Source organism: Streptomyces sp. NPDC002537, from assembly GCF_053594975.1.
On the sequence record NZ_JBSFWT010000029.1, the window covers coordinates 22,116 to 42,595 of the forward strand.

Genomic DNA, 20,480 nt, shown 5'->3' on the forward strand with positions numbered 1-20,480 from the left:
CATGGGATGAATGGAGCACGACAATGCCTCTGACATCTCCCCGGAGGTCCCCCCTCGTCGACCAGGTGATCGCCGAGCTGCGGAACCAGATCACGTCCGGCGAGTGGCCGGTCGGTTCGCGCATTCCCACCGAGCCCGCGCTCGTGGAGGAGCTCGGCGTGGCCCGCAACACCGTGCGGGAGGCCGTGCGCGCCCTGGCGCACAACGGCCTGCTGGACATCCGCCAGGGCTCGGGCACCTATGTCGTCGCGACCAGCGAGCTCGCCGGGGTGATGAACCGCCGCTTCGCGGACGCGGACCCCCTGCACGTCGCGGAGCTGCGCGCCGCCCTGGAGACCCAGGCGGCGCGGCTGGCGGCCCGGCGGCGCACCGAACAGGACCTCGCCCAGCTGACGCTGCTGCTGGAGCGGCGCGAGGAGGCCTGGCACTCCGGGGACGCGGAGCGGTTCGTGGAGGCCGACGCGACGCTCCACACCGCGGTGGTCGCCGCGGCGCACAACGAGGTGCTGGCGGAGGTGTACGCGGACCTCGGCGGGGTGCTGCGCCAGTTCCTGCGCGCCGACGTCGGTACGGAGCTGCGGCCCGAGGGGCTGGCGGACCACGGCCGGCTGGTGGCCGCGATCAGGGACGGCGACGAGCGGACGGCGGAGGACGAGGCGGGCCGCTACCCGTACGGCTGCCGCGGGGTGCGCTGAGGGTCAGCCGGGGTCGTGCGTCACCCAGGCGTGGCGTATCCCCAGCCAGCAGCGCTGGGTGAGGGAGACATGGCTGGCCGGGGTGACGGCGACGGGCGCGGTGTCCATGTCCGGGTCCCACCAGCGGGCGCACTCGATGTGCAGCTGTACGCGATCGATGGTGGAGTTGCCGTTGAAGCAGTCGGCCGTGGCGTGCGAGCCCTGGACGCGTGTGCTGCACTCCGCCTCCAGCGGCGGCTCGTCCGGCGCGGGTGCCGCGAGGACGGGCGGGCACGCGGTGGCGGCCAGGGCCGCGGTGGCGAACAGCAGTGCCGCCGTCCGGCGGAGCGGAGCGTTCATGTCCGTACCTCCTCCCGTCCCCTCAGTGTGCGGGTGGAGGGCGATGTTCTCGACTCGGGCGGGCGGCCGACCTGTCCCATACGCGAAGGCCGCGCGACTGTCCACCGGACGGTCGCGCGGCCTTCGGCGTCGTGAACCGGGTCAGGCACCCATCATGTGGACGCCGCCGTCGACGTGGACGATCTCGCCGGTCGTCTTCGGGAAGAAGTCCGACAGCAGGGCGACGATGCCGCGGCCCGCGGGCTCGGGGTCGGCCATGTCCCACTCCAGCGGGGAGCGGGTGTTCCACACCTCGGCCAGGTCCGAGAAACCGGGGATGGACTTGGCGGCCATCGAGCCGATCGGGCCGGCCGAGACGAGGTTGCAGCGGATGTGCCGCTTGCCGAGGTCGCGGGCCAGGTAACGGCTGGTGGCCTCGAGGGCGGCCTTGGCCGGGCCCATCCAGTCGTACTGCGGCCAGGCGAACTGCGCGTCGAAGGTCAGGCCGACCACCGCGCCGCCCTCCTCCGGCATCAGCGGCAGGCAGGCCATGGTCAGCGACTTCAGCGAGAACGCCGAGACGTGCATGGCCGTGGAGACCGACTCGAAGGGGGTGTTGAGGAAGTTGCCGCCGAGCGCGTCCTGCGGCGCGAAGCCGATGGAGTGGACGACGCCGTCGAGGCCGCCGAGTTCCTCCCGGACCAGGCCCTCCAGGCGGTCCAGGTGCTCCTGGTTGGTCACGTCCAGCTCGATGACCTTGGCCGGCTTCGGCAGCTTCTTGGCGATGCGCTCGGTGAGCGTGGGCCGCGGGAACGCCGTCAGGATGACCTCGGCGCCCTGCTCCTGCGCGACCTTGGCCGCGTGGAAGGCGATGGAGGACTCCATCAGCACGCCGGTGATCAGAATGCGCTTGCCTGCGAGGATTCCACTCATGACGTTCAGTGACCCATGCCCAATCCGCCGTCGACGGGAATGACGGCTCCAGTGATGTATGCGGCCTCGTCGGAGGCGAGGAAGCGGACCGAGGCGGCGATCTCCTCGGGCTGTGCGTAGCGCGTGAGCGGCACCTGCTTCACGATGTTCGCCCGCTGCTCGTCGCTGAGCACCCGGGTCATGTCGGTGTCCACGAAGCCGGGGGCGACGACGTTGATCGTGATGTTGCGGGAGCCCAGCTCGCGGGCGATCGAGCGGGCGAAGCCCACCAGACCGGCCTTGGAGGCGGCGTAGTTGGCCTGGCCCGCCGAGCCCATCAGGCCGACGACGGACGAGATCAGCACCACCCGGCCCTTGCGGGCGCGCAGCATGGCCTTCGAGGCGCGCTTGACGACCCGGAAGGTGCCGGTGAGGTTGGTGTCCACCACCGACGTGAAGTCCTCCTCGGACATCCGCAGCAGCAGCTGGTCGCGGGTGATGCCGGCGTTGGCCACCAGCACCTCGACCGCGCCCTGCTTCTCCTCGATCTCCTTGTAGGCCTGCTCGACCTGCTCGGGGTCCGTGATGTCGCACTTCACGGGGAGGCAGCCCAGCGCCACGAGTTCCGCGGGCGGCTCTCCGGAGCGGTAGGTGATGGCGACCTTGTCCCCCGCCTCCGCGAAGGCGCGGGCGATGGCGAGGCCGATGCCCCGGTTTCCTCCGGTGACGAGAACCGAGCGGCTCAAGGGATCACCCTTCCGTTTCATCCATGAGTGCTGCTGACTACACCGAAACGTATCGGTAGAGGTCGGGGAAGAGGGAATCGACCTGCGACAGGGGCGATGGGCGCACGCTGTTGGATCTCTACAGAAATCCTCGCGATCGTGCCTCGATCATGCTGTCAGCCAACTCTCCGACCCGGGCCTCGAGCCGTTGGTGCGGCAGCGAGAGGTCAAGCACGTGCCGGTGGATCCGTACCGTTCCCGCGATCACCGGTACATGTACGACGTCCTCGCGCCCATGGGCATACAGGAGATGCCCATCGTCGAGTCCGAGCCGGACGCAGTAGGCAAGCATCTGGTAGAGATCGGCCCGGCTCCAGTCGCCCTTGTACTTGGCGTCGGCGACAATGACGGGCGTACCGGCCAGGTAGTGCACGAGATCGGGCTTCAGCCGGTACTTCTTGCCCGTGTCGATGTAGTGCTTCTTGTCCTTGAGCTCGGTCCTGCCGCCGGCGCGTTCCCGGAGCGCCGTGCCGAGCACCTGGCCGAGGAAGGTTTCGTACACCTGCCACATACGCAGCAGCAGGCCGTCAACGGCGACGGTGCGCCCGTCGTCCAACTCGTAGGAGGCACCGCGCAGGATGAGGTCAGCCAAACCGAGGGCCTGGTGGTAACGGAGATTCAGCCTGGTACGGGCCCAGGTGGGCAGCGGCGCGCCGAGCACCGGGGCGCCGACCCCGTCGAAGCGAGCGGCCAGACCTTGCAGGACGGTCCGGTTGGCAGGGGCGAGACCTGGGGTCCGTAGCAGCCGGCGCATCGCCCCGAGCAGCAGCTGGTTCTCGGGGATGTCGGCCGTGTGGTCGTCGTAGGTCACTTCCAGCGGAAGCGCCAGCCCGGGGTGCCTTCGCAGCTGAGCCGATGAGCGCAGCCGGCCGCGAAGCACCGGCAGGCTGTCCTCGACCTCCCGGTAGCCGAGCAGCGGGCCGGGGCGCAGGGCACGGTGGGCGGCGCGGGTGAACACGTACGCGATGGCGGGCAGGAGATCGGGGCGGGCAGCGGCGTCGACCGGGGAGTCGGACCACTCCGCGTGCTCGGCCGCGTGCCCGAGGAGATAGAGCAGCCGGTCGACAGGGATCTTGGGGGTGATGGACAGGTGCACGGCGGCGGGACCGTGCCCGATCCGTGCCGCGCCGACCATCCCCTTGGCCCGCAGCTTCCAGGCCTCCCCCGTTCCCGTGCGGATGTCGACGAGTTCGGAGTCGCTGAGAGCGGCCGCCTGGTCGCGTGTGAGGTGCCACTCGGACCAGTCGCCGCTCTCGCGCAGCCGGACCCGCGGCTCGGTGTTCACAGCGCGGTGTCGAGGCCGAGGTTGCCGCGCAGCTCTTCGAGGCCGTACAGCTCCTTGACATCGGTGCCGTCTCCCCAGTGGTACTCGGCGAGCAGCGGCAGGATCTGTCTGCGCCAGAGCCTGTCCATCCCCTGCGGGCCGGAGTGCACTCCCGGGCTCATGAAATAGGAATGGCCGATGCGGAATTCACGGTCCTGAGCGGGGCCTTCGGCGATCCTGCGGTTGAGCTCGGTCTGCAACCGTGCGGCGTCCCCGGGGAGTTCGTGGGATTCGAGCCAGTTGCCGAGCAGGGACTTGGCGGGCTCTTCGTCCGGGTGCAGTTCCATGAAGGAAAAGCGGCGGCGCATGGCGGCGTCCATCAGGGCCACGGTCCGGTCCACCGTGTTCATCGTGCCGATGATGTACAGGTTGGGCGGGAGGCGGAAGCCGCGTCCTTCGTCCGAGCCGTAGAGCAGGTGCACGAACTCCTTGCGGTATTCGAGGAGGAAGTACAGCTCACCGAAGACCTTGGCGAGATTGCCGCGGTTGATCTCGTCGATGACGAGCACGAAGATTTCGGCCGGGCGCTCGTCGGCGGAGTCGGCGAGCCTGCGCAACGGCCCTCTGACAAGGTCGAAAACAATGCCGGAGGGCTCGGGTTCCTTCTTCGTGTCTCCTTTGGTCTTGACGGCGTTCGGCCGGAAGCCCTCGAAGAAGTCCTCGTAGGAGTAGGCGGGGTGGAACTGCACCAGCCGGGTGTTGGTCGGATTCCCTCCCGTCAAGTGCCTGGCGAGCGCGAGAGCCGCATGGGTCTTTCCCGTGCCGGGCGGCCCGTGCAGGATCAGCTGGGGCTTGTCACGCAGCAGTTCGACACATTCCTGCAGCCAGTCGGCATCGGCCATGGTGAGTTCTTTGACGAGTTCAGGAGTGACGTCGGGGAGCACGGGCGCCGCGTGCGGGACACTGGTCGGCGCGCGCTCGGGCTCGATGCCGATCAGCGCCGCCAGCTCCCTGGTGTACTCGCTGGCCTCGACGAGCAGGGCGTCGGCGTCGGCAACCCGGCCGACCATTCCGTCCGGCAGATCGACGACGTAATCCAGCGGTGCGTCCAGGTTGCGCCACTGCACGGGGCGCTGGACGACGGTGCGGCCGTCGTCCGGAGTGGTGAAACGGGCCGGCCCTTGGACCACGCCCATGTACGCCTTGCTGCCGTCGGTGCAGACTACGATGTCGCGTTCCCGTATCCGGGAGAGAAAGGCGTGCAGTTCCCCGGTCATCCGGTCCCGGCGCGCCTGCGAGATGCTGGAGTACGCCTGGTCGACGACGGTCCGGACCCTTTCCCGACCGGCCCCCTCGGCCAGCATGGGCAGCCGCTCGGCCGGGAGCGTCACCAGGCTCTCGTCCCGCCACGGGCCGCGGATCAGGCTGGCGCCCTGCACGTCGGTGCCGCGGATGATCCACACGCGGCGGGGCTGTTCCAGGTCGCTCGCCGCATCGCTCTGCTCCCCGAGCACCAGAGCGTTGAGTTCGTCCGCCGTCAGCCTCTGCTCCGGGCGGGCACGCACCATGTCGGTACTGGAGCGGGCCTCGTCGTACAGCCCGTCGCGGATCAGCAGCGTGCGCCATTCCTCGCGTTCGGCGGGCAGCAGCGGCAGCTCGGGCCATACGTCTCCTTCATAACCCAGCGCCAGGTGCCAGCCGTCGGGCTGGGTTCCCTGGAAGCAGGCGGCCAGGGCGTCCGCGTCGAACTCGTACTCGGCGGCCAGCTCCGAGACGCGCACCCAGCGTCCGTCCGGCAGCTCCGACAGGAGGGAGGCCGCGGCGTCGAAAGAGGAGCGGTTCGTCTTCCAGTCGAGGTAGCCGCCTCTCGCCTCGGAGAAGAACCGGACCGGGTCCGGGTAGTCGGCCAGGGCCTCGACACCGCGTCCGGTGAGCCGCCACCGACGGCCGGTGCGGCGCAGCCATCCAGCCTTGACGAGGTGCGTCCCGTTGTAACTCAGGTTGGTGTCCACGCCGGTTACGGCTATCGGCGCCAGCTCTCGCCAGGCACCCTCCAGGTCCGGCTCCGCCGCACGGACCTTCGGCCACAGCTCACGCCAGGGCAGGCCGTCGGGCTGGTGCTGGGCGAGGGTGCGGGCAGCGCGGTGCACCGCCCGGGCACTGACGTCGAACGCGGTGAGGGACACGGGTCGCCTTTCTCTTCATCCCGGCGCGGGGCAGGAGGGGAAGGCATTCGCTCCGCAGGTCGGTTTCCCGAATCCCACGGCCGCCCCCATGACGATCACCCTACTCCGAGGGTGTGACACTCAGCGGCCTACATGTCACCCCGGGTGCGCCCAGCGACACTCTCCATCTACGTAACACGGCGTGCTACGGTCAGTGGTATGGCCGCCAAGGAGCGCTTCAGCATCAGCATGGATCCGGTTGTCCGCGCCACGGTCAAGGAGCACGCGGAGGCCATGGGGCTCGATGTGTCGTCATACGTCACCTCCGCGGTCCTCCGGCAGATGGCCGAGGACGCCGTGGTGACCCGCCGCTTCGCGGAGACAGATGCCGTGGTCGGCGCCACCGAAGCCCTGCCCGTGCCCGAAGGCTCCGCTCCGGAGATCGACGAGGCCGATCTGGCAGCGGCCCGTGCCGGAATCGCCGAAGCTCTCGCCGCCACGGGCGAGGCCGCCGCGTGAGTTCACCGGTTTTCGTGTATGACACCGGGATGCTCATCGCGCTGGACCGCCAGGACAAGCCCGCGCACATCCTGCACACGGTACTGACGGAGAGCGGTCACCCGCCGGTCGTGCCGCTACCCGTCCTGGCGCAGGCGTGGCGGCCCGGACGGTGGACTCCCCTGACACGTGCCATCGCGCAGTGCACGGTCTTCGGCACCCATGGCGCGGCTCCGTCCTCGTGCGGCGTTTGCCAGGCCGGGCACGTGGAGGACGACGCGAAGCGCGCCGGCCGCCTGCTGTCCGTGGCGTCGATTCCGCAGGAGAAGCGGCCCGACGCGGTCGACGCCCTGCTCGTGGTCGTCGCCGCGCGGCATCCGCAAGCCGTCGTCGTCACTTCGGACGCCCGCGACATCGTCGCCTATCGTGACGCGCTCACCGGCAGCGGGGACCGAGGCGTACGCGTCCTCCCCGTTTCGGATATCCCCGGCTTCATCTCGGGGAAGCGCATTCTGCTGTAAAGGAAGGCGCGCGAAGACTCGTGAGACGCATGGCGGGAAGCCCGCCTGCCGCCCGATGAACAGTGCGCCAACGGCACAAAGCCCGGTGACAACGGCAGTCGGGCGAGGCCCGGAAACGGCCCCGCCCGGTGATGGTGCGCCGCGTATCAGACCCACCCGCGCCCGGATCGCCCAGAGGCACCGCTGCGGACCGGCATGCTCAACGGTTGCGGGTCGTGGACTCTGACATCTGCCCCGCACAGCACCGCCTCCACCTCGACGACGAGCGGCACGAAGTCCCCGAGGCCACGGACGGCGTCGCAGACGAGTTCCGAGACAACGAGCTGGGCGAAGTCGGCGCAGACGCCGCGGGAGATCAGCATCTTGACCGCCAGCTCCAGCAGGAGCTGATATCCGGGAAGCTCTGCTCCAGAAGACGACACACGACGGCCGCCAGCCCTCGCGTTGAACCAGCGGCCGTCTTCATCGATCAGCCCCAGAAACCGAGCTGCTCGTCTCCGCCCACCTCACTGATCCCGAAGAGCCCGTCATGCGCCCGGGGCGGCTCGACCTCATCGGCCCTCTCGATCTCCACAGCCTCCGGCTGAGGCGGGACCACCGGTCGGCGGGGACGGGTGAGAGGGCTGGTGCCGGGAGCGTGGCGAGGGCCATGAACTGGCGGCGGGGTGAGCTCCGAGACGTACGGTCCCTCGGCCATCGCCTCGTAGGCGCGGATGATCGCCGCGTTGGTGGCGTGGAACAGGTCCGGGTTCTTGTTACGGAACGCCCGGAAACTGTTCAGGATGATGGGCAGGTCCTCGCGGGGGATCCCGTAGAGGTGCAGGTATGCCGCATCCAGCTCGGCACGGATGGCGAAGCGGCGCTCCTCGTCCCAGACGAACGGCGGCCCGCCATCGCCGAGGTACTCGGCCCAGGGGCCCATCTCGTAGGAGGTGTAGGTGAGTTCCAGGACGCGATCACGGATCCAGGGGGCGGGGGGTGTGCCGTCGAGCCAGGGGACGGGGGTGTCGTAGGTGTCGGGGGTGAGCGCCGGAAGCTGTTCCAGGTACGTGTACGTGAGGTGTGCGCCAGAAATTTTCTGACGAGCGGCAAAGTCCAGGACCACGGATGACAGGTTCGCCAGCAAACCGTACAACGGCAGTGACTGGCTCGTAGGCAACAGCAATGGTTCCGTGTGCCCCATAGCCGTACGAGGGACGACAGAGGGGATGACTGTCCGAACATCGGAACTCCGGCAGACATCACGCCAACCCATCAGCCAGTCATGTGGCCACTCCGTCTCCGGCCTCAGCGGCTCGCCGGCAAGTCGGTCTTCAACCAACGCCTCATGCACCCAGTAGCGCGGCAGAGGAAGCTTAGACGGATCAGCATGATCCTCCGGCTCAAGGCGGGGCAGCGTGCCCTTATTGATCTGTGCTTGAGTGGCACCCTCGTAGGTGGCGAAGCGGCCGTCATAATGATGCGCGAACTTGCCCTCATACAAAGGGAGGTAACGTTCTTCACCCTTGACGAATACGGTGCCATTCAGAGTCCACTCACCGCCCGCAAGAACATCCTGAGTCAGGAAGCTCTTGGAGTCGGTGGCCATGTCGAGCATCCGCAGGAACCGCAGCCCCCACGGATTGACACCGGCGCCCTTATCGAACTTGGACCACAACACCGGCACCCGCCGGTGAATCCCCTCCAGCGCCCTCAGCTGATCAGGCCCCTCACACACAGGTGCCGTCCACGTATTGGGGTTGATGTGCTTGAACCCCTCCGCGTCCAGCGTGAACTCACGGTCGTCCAACTGCTCCGGTCGACGGGCCCGGAAGGCCAGCCGAACGCGTTCGTACCGGAGCGCCGGTCCGCACACCGTGAAGAGACAGAAGGCGACCCGATTGGTAACGGCCGGAAACAGCTTCTCCTCGTTCTCCAGATCCAGCACCGTCACCAGCTGCCGCTTCTCCACCAGATCGCGGAAGAACCCCGACGTCGTCTTGTCCGTGGCGATCCCCGTCGGCAGCACCAGCCCTGACATGCCCTCCGGCGCCAGCAGCGTCCGGGCCTTCTCCGCGAACACGGCGTACATGTTCACGTCGCCCGTACCGGTCAGGGGGAAGATCCCGGAATCGCGCAGCATCACCGTCGTGCCAGCGGCCTCCCGCAGCGCCGTCTGAAAGTCGGCGTGCAGCTGGCGGTCGGCCTCGACCGGGGCGCCGTTCTCGTCCGTGCTGGTGAGCAGGGCCTGAATAGCCTTCTTGCGCTCGCTCGCGTTGGCCGCGTCGGCGATCTCACCGTCGCGGGCGGCGAACCACTCCTTCTCCTGGATCTTCACCCGCTCCCACGGCGGATTGCCGAGCACGCAGTCGAACCCGCCCTGCCACCCCGTATCGGGATTGGCGTCGGCCGCCTCCCGGTCCTCGACACGGAAGACGCGGGGGAACTCCAAGTGCCAGTGGAAGAACCGGTTACGAGTGACGATCTTCTCCAGCTCCCCCTCTCCCCCGCTCTGGAGCGGAAAGCCCTCTTCCAGGTCGTGCAGGGTCGCGCTGGTGATGGCCGGAGGCGCGGCTGCATGCTTGCGCCACAGGAAGGCCGCGCACCACGCGTCAGCGATCTTCTTGGCCTTCGCCATCGCCGGGTCGCGCTCGAATTCCCGGTGCTGACGGGCGTGTTCACGGATCTGCGCGAGCGTCCGGTCGGGCAGCGAGGCAAGGCTCTCGGCCTTCACCCGCAGGTCTGCCGTGCCGGTGTGGACGAGCGGCTCGGTCAGGACGTGCTGCGAGCCCTTCTTCTCGTGGGGGCGCTCCCGCTTGTTGAGCGCCTTGAGCTGCTTGACGACATCGGCTGCATCGCCGGTCAGCTTCTTGAAGGCACCGTCCGGCAGCCCGCCCTCCAGCAGTAGCGGCGTCGTGCCCAGCAGCGCGTCCCCGACCTTGATCCGGTCGTCCAGGTACGCCAGTGGCTCGCCTGGCCGCAGGGATTCAAGCCACAGCGATACCTTCGCGATCTCTGCCGCCAGGGGATTGATGTCGACGCCGTGGACACAAGCACGTACCACCTTGGCCATCGCGTCGCGCACCACGTCCGGCGCGGGTTCGTCCTCGCCCGTGTACATCACCGCATAACGCAGCGCGATCCGGCGGGCAGCGGCTACCAGGACGTGGCCCGAGCCACAGGAGGGGTCCACGAAGCGGATGTTCAGCAGGTCGTCCGGGTTACCGGAGGCCGCGTGCCGCGCGATGACCGGGTCGAGGGCGTTGTCCAGCAGCTTCTCGATGAGGACGGCGGGGGTGTAGTACGAGCCGGTCGTCTTGCGCTTGCTGCCTGCCGCGAGGTCCTGGAGCCAGAAGGTGTTCGTGCCGGGCCTGCGGCGGGCGACGAGTTCCAGCAGGGACTCGTAGACGCTGCCGAGCTCATCCGCGCCCAAGTGGCGGTAGTCGACCCGGATCCTGCGGCCCTGGCCGTCGCTGACGCGGGCGAGGAGACGGATCGCGTCCAGCAAATGTTCGTTGGACAGCTCGGCCGTCCGCAGCGGTTCCGGGCTGCCGGGCAGGAGGGCGGTGGCCCGGGGGTCGTCCTCGGTGCGGAAGTAGAGGCCACCGAGTCCAGGGAGGGCCAGTTCCTCGCGGCCGCCGTCCTTGCCGAGGGCATCCAGCACGCGGACGAGGCCGCACCACAGGTCGGTGTTGCGGTCTCCCTTGCGACGGGAGGCGATACGGCGCAGCCGGGCCGTAGAGAAGTAGGCGGCGTAGCGGGCACGGGCGACCGACGCCTCGTCCTTCGGGTCGAGGAGGGCGCCGCGGTCCTCGGCGACGAACAGAAAGATCAGCTGATAGGCGAGGCGCAGCAACTCGTGGTGGAAGTCGTCCAGAGCGCGTCGCCCGCCACGGGCCAGGGCCTCGCCGAGCTTCGGGTTCGCTTCGAGGAAACCGGTGCCGAGGATGCCGAGGGCCTGCTTGACCTGGTCCCGCAGGTGGTCACGGGCACGGATGCCGGTCTCGACGGAGTGCTGGCGCCACCATTCCAGGGGGCAGTCGGCGGGGCCGAGGGCAGCACCGGATGCCGTCTCGCCCTCCTCCACGTCCTCTTCCGCGCCCGCCTCGCCATCGGCTTCCGCAACGTCGGCGGGGACGGCCGCGCGGCGGCGCCTGTCCGGCTTCGGCGTGAGCTCGAAGCGAGAGGCGTGCAGCAGGGTGAAGAGCAGCAGGAAGTCGGAGAACAGGTCCCCTTCGAAGATCGCTTCGAGGTCGAACTCGACGTAGGAGGAGCCGACCAGGGCGGTGGAGTCACGCAGGACCCTGAGCGCCCGGCCGTTGGAGAGCAGGCCCCACAAGCGCGTGTCGGAGACGTTGAGGAGCTCCTGGAGCATGGACTGCGGGGCCCTGTTGTGACTCTTGCCGGCGCCGGGCCCGGTGGCACGGTCCAGTGGCGTGTCCCAGGCGAGCAGGTGGACCGGCAGATGCGACTGCCATTCGTGGCTGACCGGGTAGCGGTCGCTGCGGCCGGGGACCTCGATGCCCTTGCGGGGGCCGGAAGCCGGGCGTCCGTAGCCGAGTTCGTTGAGCAGGATGTACAGCCACTGCTCACGCGTGAGCTTGGTGGTGGAGACATTGCCGGGGTGATCGGCAAGCTGCGCCCGGAAACCGCTGTAGACGACCTTGAGGTAGTTCCACTTACGGCTCGCGGCGTCGGTGAGGCGCTCGCCGCGCGGCAGGCCGTAGTCGGCGGGGGCGATGCGGAGCAGCTCGCGGTCGCCCTCGCGGATCTTGCCGATGAGGTCGGCGGAGAGCAGGCCGCCCTCGATGGTGACGGCCGCGCTCGCGGGCAGGCGGTCGGGGGTGAGGGCGGTCACCGGGGTCCTCCGGGTGCGGGCTGGTAGACGTAGAGGCCGAGCAGGTCCGGCGGTCCGGCGGGAGCGACGGTGATCCGGCGGGCGGCGGCGGCGCCGGCGGCGCGCCCGCGCTGGCCGGCGGCTTGGCGCACCCGCTGGTGGGCGGCGGCGAGCCGGTCGGCGAGGTCCAGACCGTGGGCTTCCAAGTGGGGTAGCACAGAGGGGAGTTCACCGACGGCCCGGTCGATCTGCTGGTTGCGCAGCGGCGGCAGGACATTGGCGTCCGGGGTGGCCGCGAGCAGCGTGGCGATCTCGTCGTCGGTGAGCCAGCTGCGGGTGCCGTCGGCAGGATTGGCACGCCAGGCGAGCAGGCGGGCGTCCTCGGCCACGAGATCGTGGTCGGCCCGGCCGGCCCGGCCGGGGAGGTGGAGCTTCATCCGGTACCGGGCCAGGACCAGGACCGTACGCGAGGGCGCGGCGGAGGTGGCGATCACACCGAGGCGGCGGGCCGGGCGGTCGCGCTCGGGGACGGTCGGGTCGAGAGTGGCGTCCAAGAGGTAGCGGGCGATGGCTTTCACCGCGGGGTCGGTGCGGGTCAGGGCGTGCTCGCCAGGGCCGACGGGGAGGTCGTCCCGGAAGACCAGCTCGCGCGCCGCCTTCCCGGTCCCGCTCTTCGCCCTGCCCTTCGCCTTGCCCTTGGCGGTGACGGCGCTCTGCTGGCCGCTGCCGGGCATCGCGGCCTGTTCCTCGTCGTCGAAGATCCCCAGGGCGTGCCGCAGCCCGGGCGGGAGGGGGAGCGCCGGGGCCGTGAACCCGAGTGTGTGCGGGCGGACGGAGGAGCCGAGGGCGGTCAGGGCCTCGCGAGTAAAGGCGGCCACGTCGCCGGGCTCGCCGAGTGCCTGGCGGAGCTCTGTCAGCTCCCGTTCGACGTCCTCGGGGCGCATACCGGAGTGGGCGAACTTGGTGACGACCTTCGATTCGCGTTCCGCGGCGCTGTCCCACTCCTTGTGAAGCTGATCACGTGCAGCACCGATCAGGGCGTCCTCGTCGAGCTCGAAAGCGAGCTGCTCGGCCGTTGCCTGCCCGCGCAGAAGCAGGCTCTGGGAGAGAGCTTGGAGGACGCCCTCGCCCGCGTCGGGAATGGGAACGATCACACCGGTCTGACGGGCGATGTCCTGGTGCTTGCGGATCAGGACCTTGAGGACCAGCCCGTCGATGCCGGTGTCGGTGTCGTAGAGCGTGACGGCACGCACGGTCTCGCGGGCCTGGCCAAAGCGGTCGACACGGCCTTCGCGCTGCTCGTGGCGGGTGGGGTTCCAGGAGAGGTCATAGTGGACGACAGCGCCGAAGTGGTCCTGGAGATTGACTCCCTCGGAGAGGCAGTCGGTGGCGACCAGGACATGGCGCCCCGGCCTGGCCACGAGGTCGTCGACCGCCTGCTGGCGGGCCTCGGGATGCAGGGTGCCGGTGACGGAGTCGACATGAGCGCTGCGGCCGAGGGCCTCCGCGAGGTGCTGAGCCACGTACTCGGCGGTAGGGATGTAGCGGCAGAACACGATCGGGTCGTAGCCGTCGACGAGGAGTGCCTTCACCTCTTCGGTGAGGGTCCGCAGTTTAGCGTCCTGGTCCGGGCCGGACAGCTTGTCGGCCCGGTCGGCGAACTGCTTGAGACGCCGTACGTCACGGGGCGTGCCGACGGCCTCCGGATCGTCCAGTAGCGCGCCCGGTACAGCGTCGAGCCCCTCCGCCGCGTCGCCGTCGGTGAGTTCGAGGACGGACTCGCGGCCCAGCTTGTCGGCCTCCGCCTCGCTGCGCGCAGCGGCGATGTCCGCCCGTACCGTCAGCGTCGCCGCCGCGGCCTTGGGGGAAGAGAGCACACAGCGCAGCAGGGCGAGCACCGACCACCAGCTCATCCGCTGCCGCAGTCCCCCGCCGGGACGCCGGACCTGCTCGCGGGCGTAGCCGAGGACGTCGGTGACGAAGCGCGCGTAGTCGTCGTCGAGGCCGTACGGCTTCTCGCGCAGCTTCCGGTCGCGGGGGAAGGGCGTGTCCTGGCCGAAGTAGGAACGGATGTCGCCGCGGCGGCGCTGCACCATGTGCCGGGCGAGGGCGTCACGGTGGGCGGGGACCGTGGGGTCGAGCTTCGCGAGGTCCGGTGAGAGCAGGCCGGTGAGCTTCGCGAACGCCTCGGGGTCGCCGCTGTGCGGGGTGGCGGTGACCAGCAGCAGGTGGCGCTTGGGGTCGGTGGCGAGCGCGGACAGCAGCTCGTAGCGCTGCTGCCGGGTGCTCCCTGTACCGACGCAGGTGTGCGCCTCGTCGACGATCAGCAGGTCCGGGCAGGTGCGGAGGAAGACCTCTCGACGCTCCCGCTGCTTGATGAAGTCGGTGGAGACCACGGTGCACCTGTAGTGGTCGAAGATGGTGCGCCCGTCGCCCTCGACCCGCTTGTGGAGCCGCGCGGCGGTCGACGGCAGGACGAGCTCGGCCTCCAGCCCGAACTTCTCCCGCAGCTCCCGCTGCCACTGCTCGGCCAGGGACGGCGAGCAAAGCACCGACATCCGGGCGGCGGAACCTTGCTCGAGGAGCTCCTTGGCGATCAGCGATGCCTCGACGGTCTTGCCGATGCCGACGTCGTCGGCAACGAGCAGGCGCACGGTGTCCATGCGCAGCGCCATCATCAGCGGTACCAGCTGGTACTGGCGGGGCTGGACCGCGATGCCGGCGAGGCTGCGGAAGGGACCTGCTGAGGAGGAGGCGGCCACGCGCAGCGCGGTGCGCAGCAGTCCGGCGGAGGCGAAGTCTCCGGCTTCGCCGTCCCCCCGGGACGGCCAGCCGAACCCCGGGGCAGTGATCTCCTCCGGGAAGAGGCCGGCGGTGAACTCGACGTCGCCGTCGAGCGGGCGCGCGATGGTCAGGGCGTCCGTGGACTCCGGGAGGACCACCCAGTCACGGCCTCGGGCCCGGACAAGCATGCCCGGGGCACGGGACTCGGCGGGAAGCGGTGCGCCGAAGGCAGCGGGTGCCGTACTCACCGGCCGCTCCGACCGGAACCGAAGATGCTCGGATTGCTGCGCACGGTGTCGTCCCGCTCCTCGTCACTGCCGAATCTGAACACGAGCCAGCCCTCGTCCATCAGCCGATGGCCCGCCCGTTCGTCACGCTGCCGGCTGTGGGCGCCGTCGTGGTCCCCGTAGTCGAGGAAGACTGCGACATCCGCACCGGGCAGGTGGTAGGTGAAGTCGGGCACCACGCCGGTGCCCACTACCTCGGTGGACGCAGCATCGGGCAGCCGGTGTCCGGCGTCACGCAGCCACTCTACAAAGCCCTCGCCCTCGGCGTGGGCGCTGCTCTCAGTGAGAGCAGCAGCCGCCTGACGGGGATCGGCCGCAGCCGGGCGATCGGCCGCTGTGCGAGACGCGGCGAGACGGCGCAGCAGCGGGACAGCGGCGTGGCGGTCGATGCGGGTGTGGTGGCGCTGATTGCTGTAGGAGAGCAGGCAGTCGTAACAGCCGCGCTCGCAGCGTTCGTGCGCGCCCGCGGCCTTCTCCTCATCCTTGAAGGTGTCCGGGTCGACGTGGATGATGCTCAGCGCGGTGCGGGCAACGGCGGCCAGCGCGTCCGGGTCGTCGTGCAGCAGCCGCAGAACGCCGGCGCCGCCCTCCGCCCCTTCGATGAAGAGCATCCGGCCGCGGTCCTCGTCGTCGGGCAGGTCCTCGCTGCTCAGCTCGGAGTCCTCCAGCTGGTAGTGGGCCTCGATGCCGCGCTCCAGGGCGTAGCGCAGCGTGACGGCGGTGTTCTCGTCGACCGGCTCGGCCAGGCGCAGCACGGCGATGTTCTTGCTGTCCTCGACGTAGGGGACGACCTGGATGGTGCGCTGGGCCTTGTCGAAAGAGCCCAGCGCCTCGTCCTCCGCGGCGGACTCCGCGAGCTCCGCGGCCTTGCCCGCGCCGAGCCACTTGCCGGCTGAGGGATCCAGCCAGAAGCCGACATCCGCCGGGTGCTTGCGCTTGCGGTAGCCGAGGTTCACAACGCGGATGGCCGCGGTGTCGCCGTAGGCCACCTCGGCCGTGCTGCGACCGTCCACATCGGTAACCGTCGCGGTCAGCTTCCCGGGCCTGCGGCCCGTTTCGTTGAATCGGTATATGGTCCGCAGCTCGAAGCCGGACTTACGGCGTTCCTCCTCGTCCGAGGAGATGCGGCGGCGCGGGGTGGCGTAGACGGTGCTGAGCTGCATCAGGCGGCTGATGACCTGCACGAGCGGGGTCCCGCACTCGTCACATGTGTCGGCGCCGTCCTTGCGGTCGTGCCAGTAGCCGCAGCTGGGGCAGACCTTGATGTCGCTCGTGGCGACCTCGCCCGGGGTGGCGCCGTAGGGAACCTGCACGCGGTCCACGGCGTAGCGGTGGCCCTCGTGGTAGATCAGCGCGCCGGGTCCGAACTCGCCGATGGCGATGAACCGGGGGCGCTGGATGTAGGTGCCGGTCTTCTGACCAAGCCGTCCCTCGCCGCGCTGCCCGGGGATGTAGGCGGCGAGAGGGAGGCGCGGGAAGGAGTAGCCGGGGAGGAAACCCTCGGACGCGAAGTAGCGGTAGGTGTAGAAGTCGCTGAAAGACTCCTCGCTCTCCTCGTTGCGCAGCAGCCGCTGCTGGTTCTCCGCCTCAGCTCGCCGCCCCATGGCCCGTCGGCGGTCGGCGACGTCGACCGAGAGGTCATAGATGACACGGTGCTGCTCGGCGGCCTCGGCGAGCGCGGCGCGGTAAAGGCGACGCCAGCGGTCACAACGCTCGTCGAGCAGCTGCAACGCTCCACGGACCGTGTCCTCGATCCATGTGTCGTACCACCAGGCCGGGAACCCAAGTTCTTCGATGAGCGGGGCCAGCACCGCCATGGCGCGGGCGACGGCGCGGCGACGGGCGGCTTCGCTGTCGAGCTGCGCACGCATGGCCGGGGTGAGCGCCAGGGGGACGGGCTGCTCAGGCCCGGGGGCCGGCGTCTCGGCGTCGATAAGGTCCGTGAGCCGGGATCCCAGAGCGACACCGGTCTCCGCCAGCCAGATCGCGTGGACGTGGGAGCGCAGCAGCTCCTCGTTGCCGAGGTCCAACCTGGGCGGCTTCACGCTGCCGGACACCATCTGCTCGGGACGGCGGAAGTAGTACTGGTCGTGGGCACTGCCGGTGGAGCAGTAGGTGGTGACCAGCGCGGGCTGGCCGGAGCGGCCGGCCCGGCCGGAGCGCTGGGCGTAGTTGGCAGGCGTCGGGGGGACATTGCGCATTCCGACAGCGTTGAGCGTCGAGATGTCCACTCCGAGTTCCATGGTCGGCGAGCAGTACATGAGCTTCAGCTCACCGTCGCGGAAGGCGTCCTCGCGATCGCGGCGCAGGTCGGGGTGGACCTGCGCGGTGTGTTCCCGGGCGACCAGTCCGGCTAGTCCGGAAGCCGTCTCGCGATAGAGGTCACGGAAGTACTCGTTGACGCGTGGCTCGGATCCGGGGTCGCTGACCTTGCGCAGCGGATCGGGTTCGGGACGCAGGCCGTCGCCGGGCAGCCAGCGCAGGGCGGCCGCCCGCACCTGATAGCCGAGCGAGCCGTCCCGCTCCTCACGGTCGATCGTGACGAGCCCGCACTCTTCGAGCACCTTGAACAGGCTGCGGATGACGTCATCGGCATCGCCCACGCTCATTCGTCGGCCAGCCAGGGCGGGAACATCGGAGAACTGGCCAGGGCGGCGCAGATAACGGCCGTAGGCGCCGAGGCCGCTCAGGTAGATGGCCTCGCCGGAAGGCGCCCCCTTGGGGCCACGGCCGGCGAACGCGACCCTGGCCGGGACCCGGGGTTCACGCTCGGGCACGGCCCACACCCCGACGAGATGTGCCTCGGAGACCCGCCGCAGCTCGTCGAAGCCCTGCTGAGCGAGCAGCGGTTCGTCGACGGCCAGCGACCGGCGCAGCTCGTCGAGGAGAACGCGGGCCAGCGCCTCCCGGTGGGCGGCGGTATCGGCAGCGAGCGTCCAGTGCGCCTTCCTCCAGCAGTCAGGGTCGGCGGCGATCTCGGTGAGGTCGGTGTAGTCGAAGCGCAGCAGACCGGTCTGGGCAAGGTTGGGCATGGTGATCCGCCAGCCGCGTTCCAGGTCGGCGTGCACCCGGTAGGTCAACACGGAGCGCAGCGCCGACCACGCGTCCTCGCGCTGGCTGTACTTGGCGCCGGGCTTCTTGGCGAACGCCTCCATGGGCAGGCCGAGCGCCGCCGTCACCGCCTGCGGCAGCTCCTTGTGATTCAGCCCGTGCGGGCCGGCCTGGGCCATCGCCCGGTAAAGGGCCCCACGTACCTGGGTGACCTGGGCGAAGTCGTTGAAATGGCCGGCCTGAAGGCTGGCGTCCTGCCGGTTGTCGACGAAGGTCAGGAGCTTGCGGGCCCGGTCGTCGAGCCCCTCGTCGCCTCGCAGGGAGCGCACGATGCTGGCGCTGATCAACGAGACGGCGGAGCTCCGGCCTTCGGCCGAGAACGTCGCCAGCTTGGCGAAGTCGCTGACGCGCAGCTGCTCGTACGACACGCGGCAGCGCAGACAGAACCGGAAGGGGGCGGCGATCCACCAGGCCCGCAGGGCGTCACCGCGCCCGGCTTCCGGCCCTCTCCCCTCGATCCGGCCGTCAGGGGCGACGAGGACCGTGCGCGGCAGGTCCTGGGCGCGGGCCTTGACGATCGTGCGCTCGCCGTTCTCATCGCTCTCCACCCAGCTGTCGGGCAGCCGCGTGAGGATGTCCCCGGGGGCGGTGGGCCACGGGCGCTCGTCACTGACATAGAGGTAGCCGTCGCCGTCCTCGGCGGGCGCGTCGGGGTCCCTGCGGGCACTGAAGCGGTCCTCGCCCGCGTCCTTGCTCCGGGTCACGACCAGGTACTCGTGACCGCAGTCGCGGCAGAACGCCAGCGGGATCAGGGGCTTCTCCCGGGCGTCCGGCACACTCACCTGGTACTGGCTGGTGAGATACCGGGCAGCGGGCGGCTCCAGGCTCGCGTAGACGGTGTCGCCCTTGGACAGGAACTGGTGCAGCCGGAAGGCGAACAGCGGGCGGTCGTACTGCGGGTGCCGGACGGCGGCTCCGGCCCGCAGCATGGCTTCGATCGCCTGCCGGCAGTCGCCCTCCGGTTCGTCGCTCTCGCGGGCCAGTGCTGCGCCGGCCTGCGGCACGGTGACCGGTGTCCGGCGCACCAGCCGCTCGCTGTCGTCGTCGTAGCGCAGCCCGAAGTGGTCCTCGATCCACACGGCGAGCGGGTCGGCCGCGAGGGAGCGGTAGTCCTCGGCCAGGTCGGCCGGAACCGCCACGGCCCGCCGGACCGCCGCCGCCAGCGCCGACCGGCGCCCTTCCGTCCCCCGGTCGGGGAGGGCGTCGGGCGAGGTCGCCCGTTCCAGGGTCTCGCCGATCACCATGTCCGGGGGCACCGCGGTGCCGAAGAGGCGGGTGGCGACGCCGGAGACCTCGGCACGCGCCTCGTCGAACGTACGGGCACTGGCCATGGTCGCCGAAGTGCCGATGCACTGCAGGTGCGGCGCCTCGCAGGCGTCGCGCAGGCGGCGTACCAGCAGTGCGACATCCGCTCCCTGGCGTCCGCGGTAGGTGTGCAGCTCGTCCAGCGCCAGGAAGCGCAGCCCGCGCGCGGCGCCGATCAGCTCCTGACGCTCTTCCGGGCGCGTCAGCAGGTATTCGAGCATGACGTAGTTGGTCAGCAGGATGTCCGGCTTGGTGCGGAGCACGGCTGCTTTCTCGGCGGTGCCTTCCTGGCCCGTGTACCGGTCGAAGGTGACCCGCCGGGCCGCCTCGGGAACGCCCCATTTCAGATAGCGGCTCAGCTCGTGCATCTGGCTGTTGGCGAGCGCGTTCATCGGGTAGACGACGATCGCGGAAATACCCGTGGGGTTGGGGTTACGCAGCACCGCGTCGACGATCGGCAGAATATAGCCGAGGCTCTTGCCCGAGCCGGTACCGGTGGTCAGCACATAGGACTTTCCGGAAGCCGCCGCCTCGACCGCCTCCCGCTGATGCCTGTACAGGGGAAGCGTCCGGCTCCCGGGGTCCGTCTCATCGTTTTTGGCACGGAAGTAGGTGCGGCACTCGGGGTGCAACAGTCCTTCGTCGGCCAGCTCGGCGATGGTGCCGCCAGCGCGGAAGTTCGGGTTGAGCGAGATCCGTGGATCCGGCCAGCGTGTCCGGCGCTGCCGCTCGCCGTCCAGATGGCGCTGGATCTCCGGGTCTCGGACACCCACCAGGGAGCTGGTGAACGCCTCGTAGTCCGAGATGAGCTGTTGGTGAGCACCGAAAACGTCCATCGTGAAGGCATTCTCCCCTTGCGTGCCATCGGCTATCGGCCGCACCCCCGCCCCGGCGGCCAATGATGATCAGCCTAACGTGGCGGGGTCGGACAGTCACCGATCGAATGCGAGAGCCACGGACACAGACGCGGGAGGCGCCGGATACGCCACCGTACTCGGAAACGCGCTGCGCACCGCGGC

At 69.7% G+C, this 20,480-nt stretch carries 12 protein-coding genes; 3 read left to right on the forward strand and 9 right to left on the reverse strand.

What is annotated here, in order from left to right; genetic code table 11:
- Positions 1-23: 23 nt before the first annotated feature.
- Entirely contained in the window at positions 24-695 is a 672-nt protein-coding gene (locus tag ACWD4A_RS15715) for a FadR/GntR family transcriptional regulator (protein ID WP_451194100.1), read from the forward strand.
- Between the two features lie 3 nt (positions 696-698).
- Here ACWD4A_RS15715 and ACWD4A_RS15720 read toward each other — a convergent pair whose 3' ends face one another.
- From ACWD4A_RS15720 to ACWD4A_RS15740, 5 genes are all read right to left on the reverse strand, one after another.
- Entirely contained in the window at positions 699-1,034 is a 336-nt protein-coding gene (locus ACWD4A_RS15720) for a hypothetical protein (RefSeq protein WP_451194102.1), read from the reverse strand.
- Positions 1,035-1,175: 141 nt separating this feature from the next.
- Positions 1,176-1,946 carry an enoyl-ACP reductase FabI gene (fabI, locus tag ACWD4A_RS15725; RefSeq protein WP_451194104.1) on the reverse strand — a complete coding sequence of 257 codons (771 nt, stop codon included), beginning with the start codon at positions 1,944-1,946 and terminating at the stop codon, positions 1,176-1,178.
- Between the two features lie 5 nt (positions 1,947-1,951).
- Complete coding sequence (gene fabG / locus ACWD4A_RS15730; RefSeq protein ID WP_451194106.1) at positions 1,952-2,671, reverse strand: 3-oxoacyl-[acyl-carrier-protein] reductase; 720 nt, start codon at positions 2,669-2,671, stop codon at positions 1,952-1,954.
- Between the two features lie 118 nt (positions 2,672-2,789).
- Complete coding sequence (locus ACWD4A_RS15735; protein WP_451194108.1) at positions 2,790-3,995, reverse strand: McrC family protein; 1,206 nt, start codon at positions 3,993-3,995, stop codon at positions 2,790-2,792.
- Positions 3,992-6,160, reverse strand: coding sequence for an AAA family ATPase (locus ACWD4A_RS15740; RefSeq protein WP_451194110.1), 2,169 nt, complete (start codon positions 6,158-6,160; stop codon positions 3,992-3,994). Before ACWD4A_RS15740 ends, ACWD4A_RS15735 begins: the two co-directional genes overlap by 4 nt.
- Positions 6,161-6,358: 198 nt before the next feature.
- Between ACWD4A_RS15740 and ACWD4A_RS15745 the strand changes: the two genes are divergently transcribed.
- Together ACWD4A_RS15745 and ACWD4A_RS15750 are read left to right on the forward strand one after the other, a co-directional pair.
- Positions 6,359-6,658, forward strand: a complete 300-nt coding sequence (locus ACWD4A_RS15745) for a hypothetical protein (RefSeq protein ID WP_451194112.1) — start codon at positions 6,359-6,361, stop codon at positions 6,656-6,658.
- A 29-nt stretch (positions 6,659-6,687) separates the two neighbouring features.
- On the forward strand, positions 6,688-7,158 hold the full coding sequence (locus ACWD4A_RS15750) for a hypothetical protein (RefSeq protein ID WP_451194114.1): 471 nt from the start codon (positions 6,688-6,690) through the stop codon (positions 7,156-7,158).
- A 146-nt stretch (positions 7,159-7,304) separates the two neighbouring features.
- On the opposite strand, the gene ACWD4A_RS15755 is transcribed toward ACWD4A_RS15750, so the two are convergent.
- The 4 genes from ACWD4A_RS15755 to ACWD4A_RS15770 are packed head-to-tail and all read right to left on the reverse strand — an operon-like array spanning position 7,305 to position 20,297.
- Complete coding sequence (locus ACWD4A_RS15755) at positions 7,305-7,580, reverse strand: hypothetical protein (RefSeq protein WP_451194116.1); 276 nt, start codon at positions 7,578-7,580, stop codon at positions 7,305-7,307.
- Between the two features lie 47 nt (positions 7,581-7,627).
- On the reverse strand, positions 7,628-11,995 hold the full coding sequence (locus tag ACWD4A_RS15760) for an Eco57I restriction-modification methylase domain-containing protein (RefSeq protein ID WP_451194118.1): 4,368 nt from the start codon (positions 11,993-11,995) through the stop codon (positions 7,628-7,630).
- Positions 11,992-15,006, reverse strand: a complete 3,015-nt coding sequence (locus ACWD4A_RS15765; protein ID WP_451194120.1) for a helicase-related protein — start codon at positions 15,004-15,006, stop codon at positions 11,992-11,994. The genes ACWD4A_RS15760 and ACWD4A_RS15765 overlap by 4 nt, the downstream gene beginning before the upstream one ends.
- The gene (locus ACWD4A_RS15770; protein WP_451194122.1) at positions 15,003-20,297 is read right to left on the reverse strand and encodes a DEAD/DEAH box helicase; all 5,295 of its coding nucleotides are present in this window, start codon (positions 20,295-20,297) and stop codon (positions 15,003-15,005) included. The genes ACWD4A_RS15765 and ACWD4A_RS15770 overlap by 4 nt, the downstream gene beginning before the upstream one ends.
- Between the last annotated feature and the right edge of the window lie 183 nt (positions 20,298-20,480).

Coding starts and splice junctions, on each gene's coding strand:
- ACWD4A_RS15750 (WP_451194114.1), top strand. CDS start 6,688: ATGCTCATCGCGCTGGACCGCCAGGACAAGCCCGCGCACATCCTGCAC.
- ACWD4A_RS15720 (WP_451194102.1), bottom strand. CDS start 1,034: ATGAACGCTCCGCTCCGCCGGACGGCGGCACTGCTGTTCGCCACCGCG.
- ACWD4A_RS15770 (WP_451194122.1), bottom strand. CDS start 20,297: ATGGACGTTTTCGGTGCTCACCAACAGCTCATCTCGGACTACGAGGCG.
- ACWD4A_RS15715 (WP_451194100.1), top strand. CDS start 24: ATGCCTCTGACATCTCCCCGGAGGTCCCCCCTCGTCGACCAGGTGATC.
- ACWD4A_RS15745 (WP_451194112.1), top strand. CDS start 6,359: ATGGCCGCCAAGGAGCGCTTCAGCATCAGCATGGATCCGGTTGTCCGC.
- fabI (WP_451194104.1), bottom strand. CDS start 1,946: ATGAGTGGAATCCTCGCAGGCAAGCGCATTCTGATCACCGGCGTGCTG.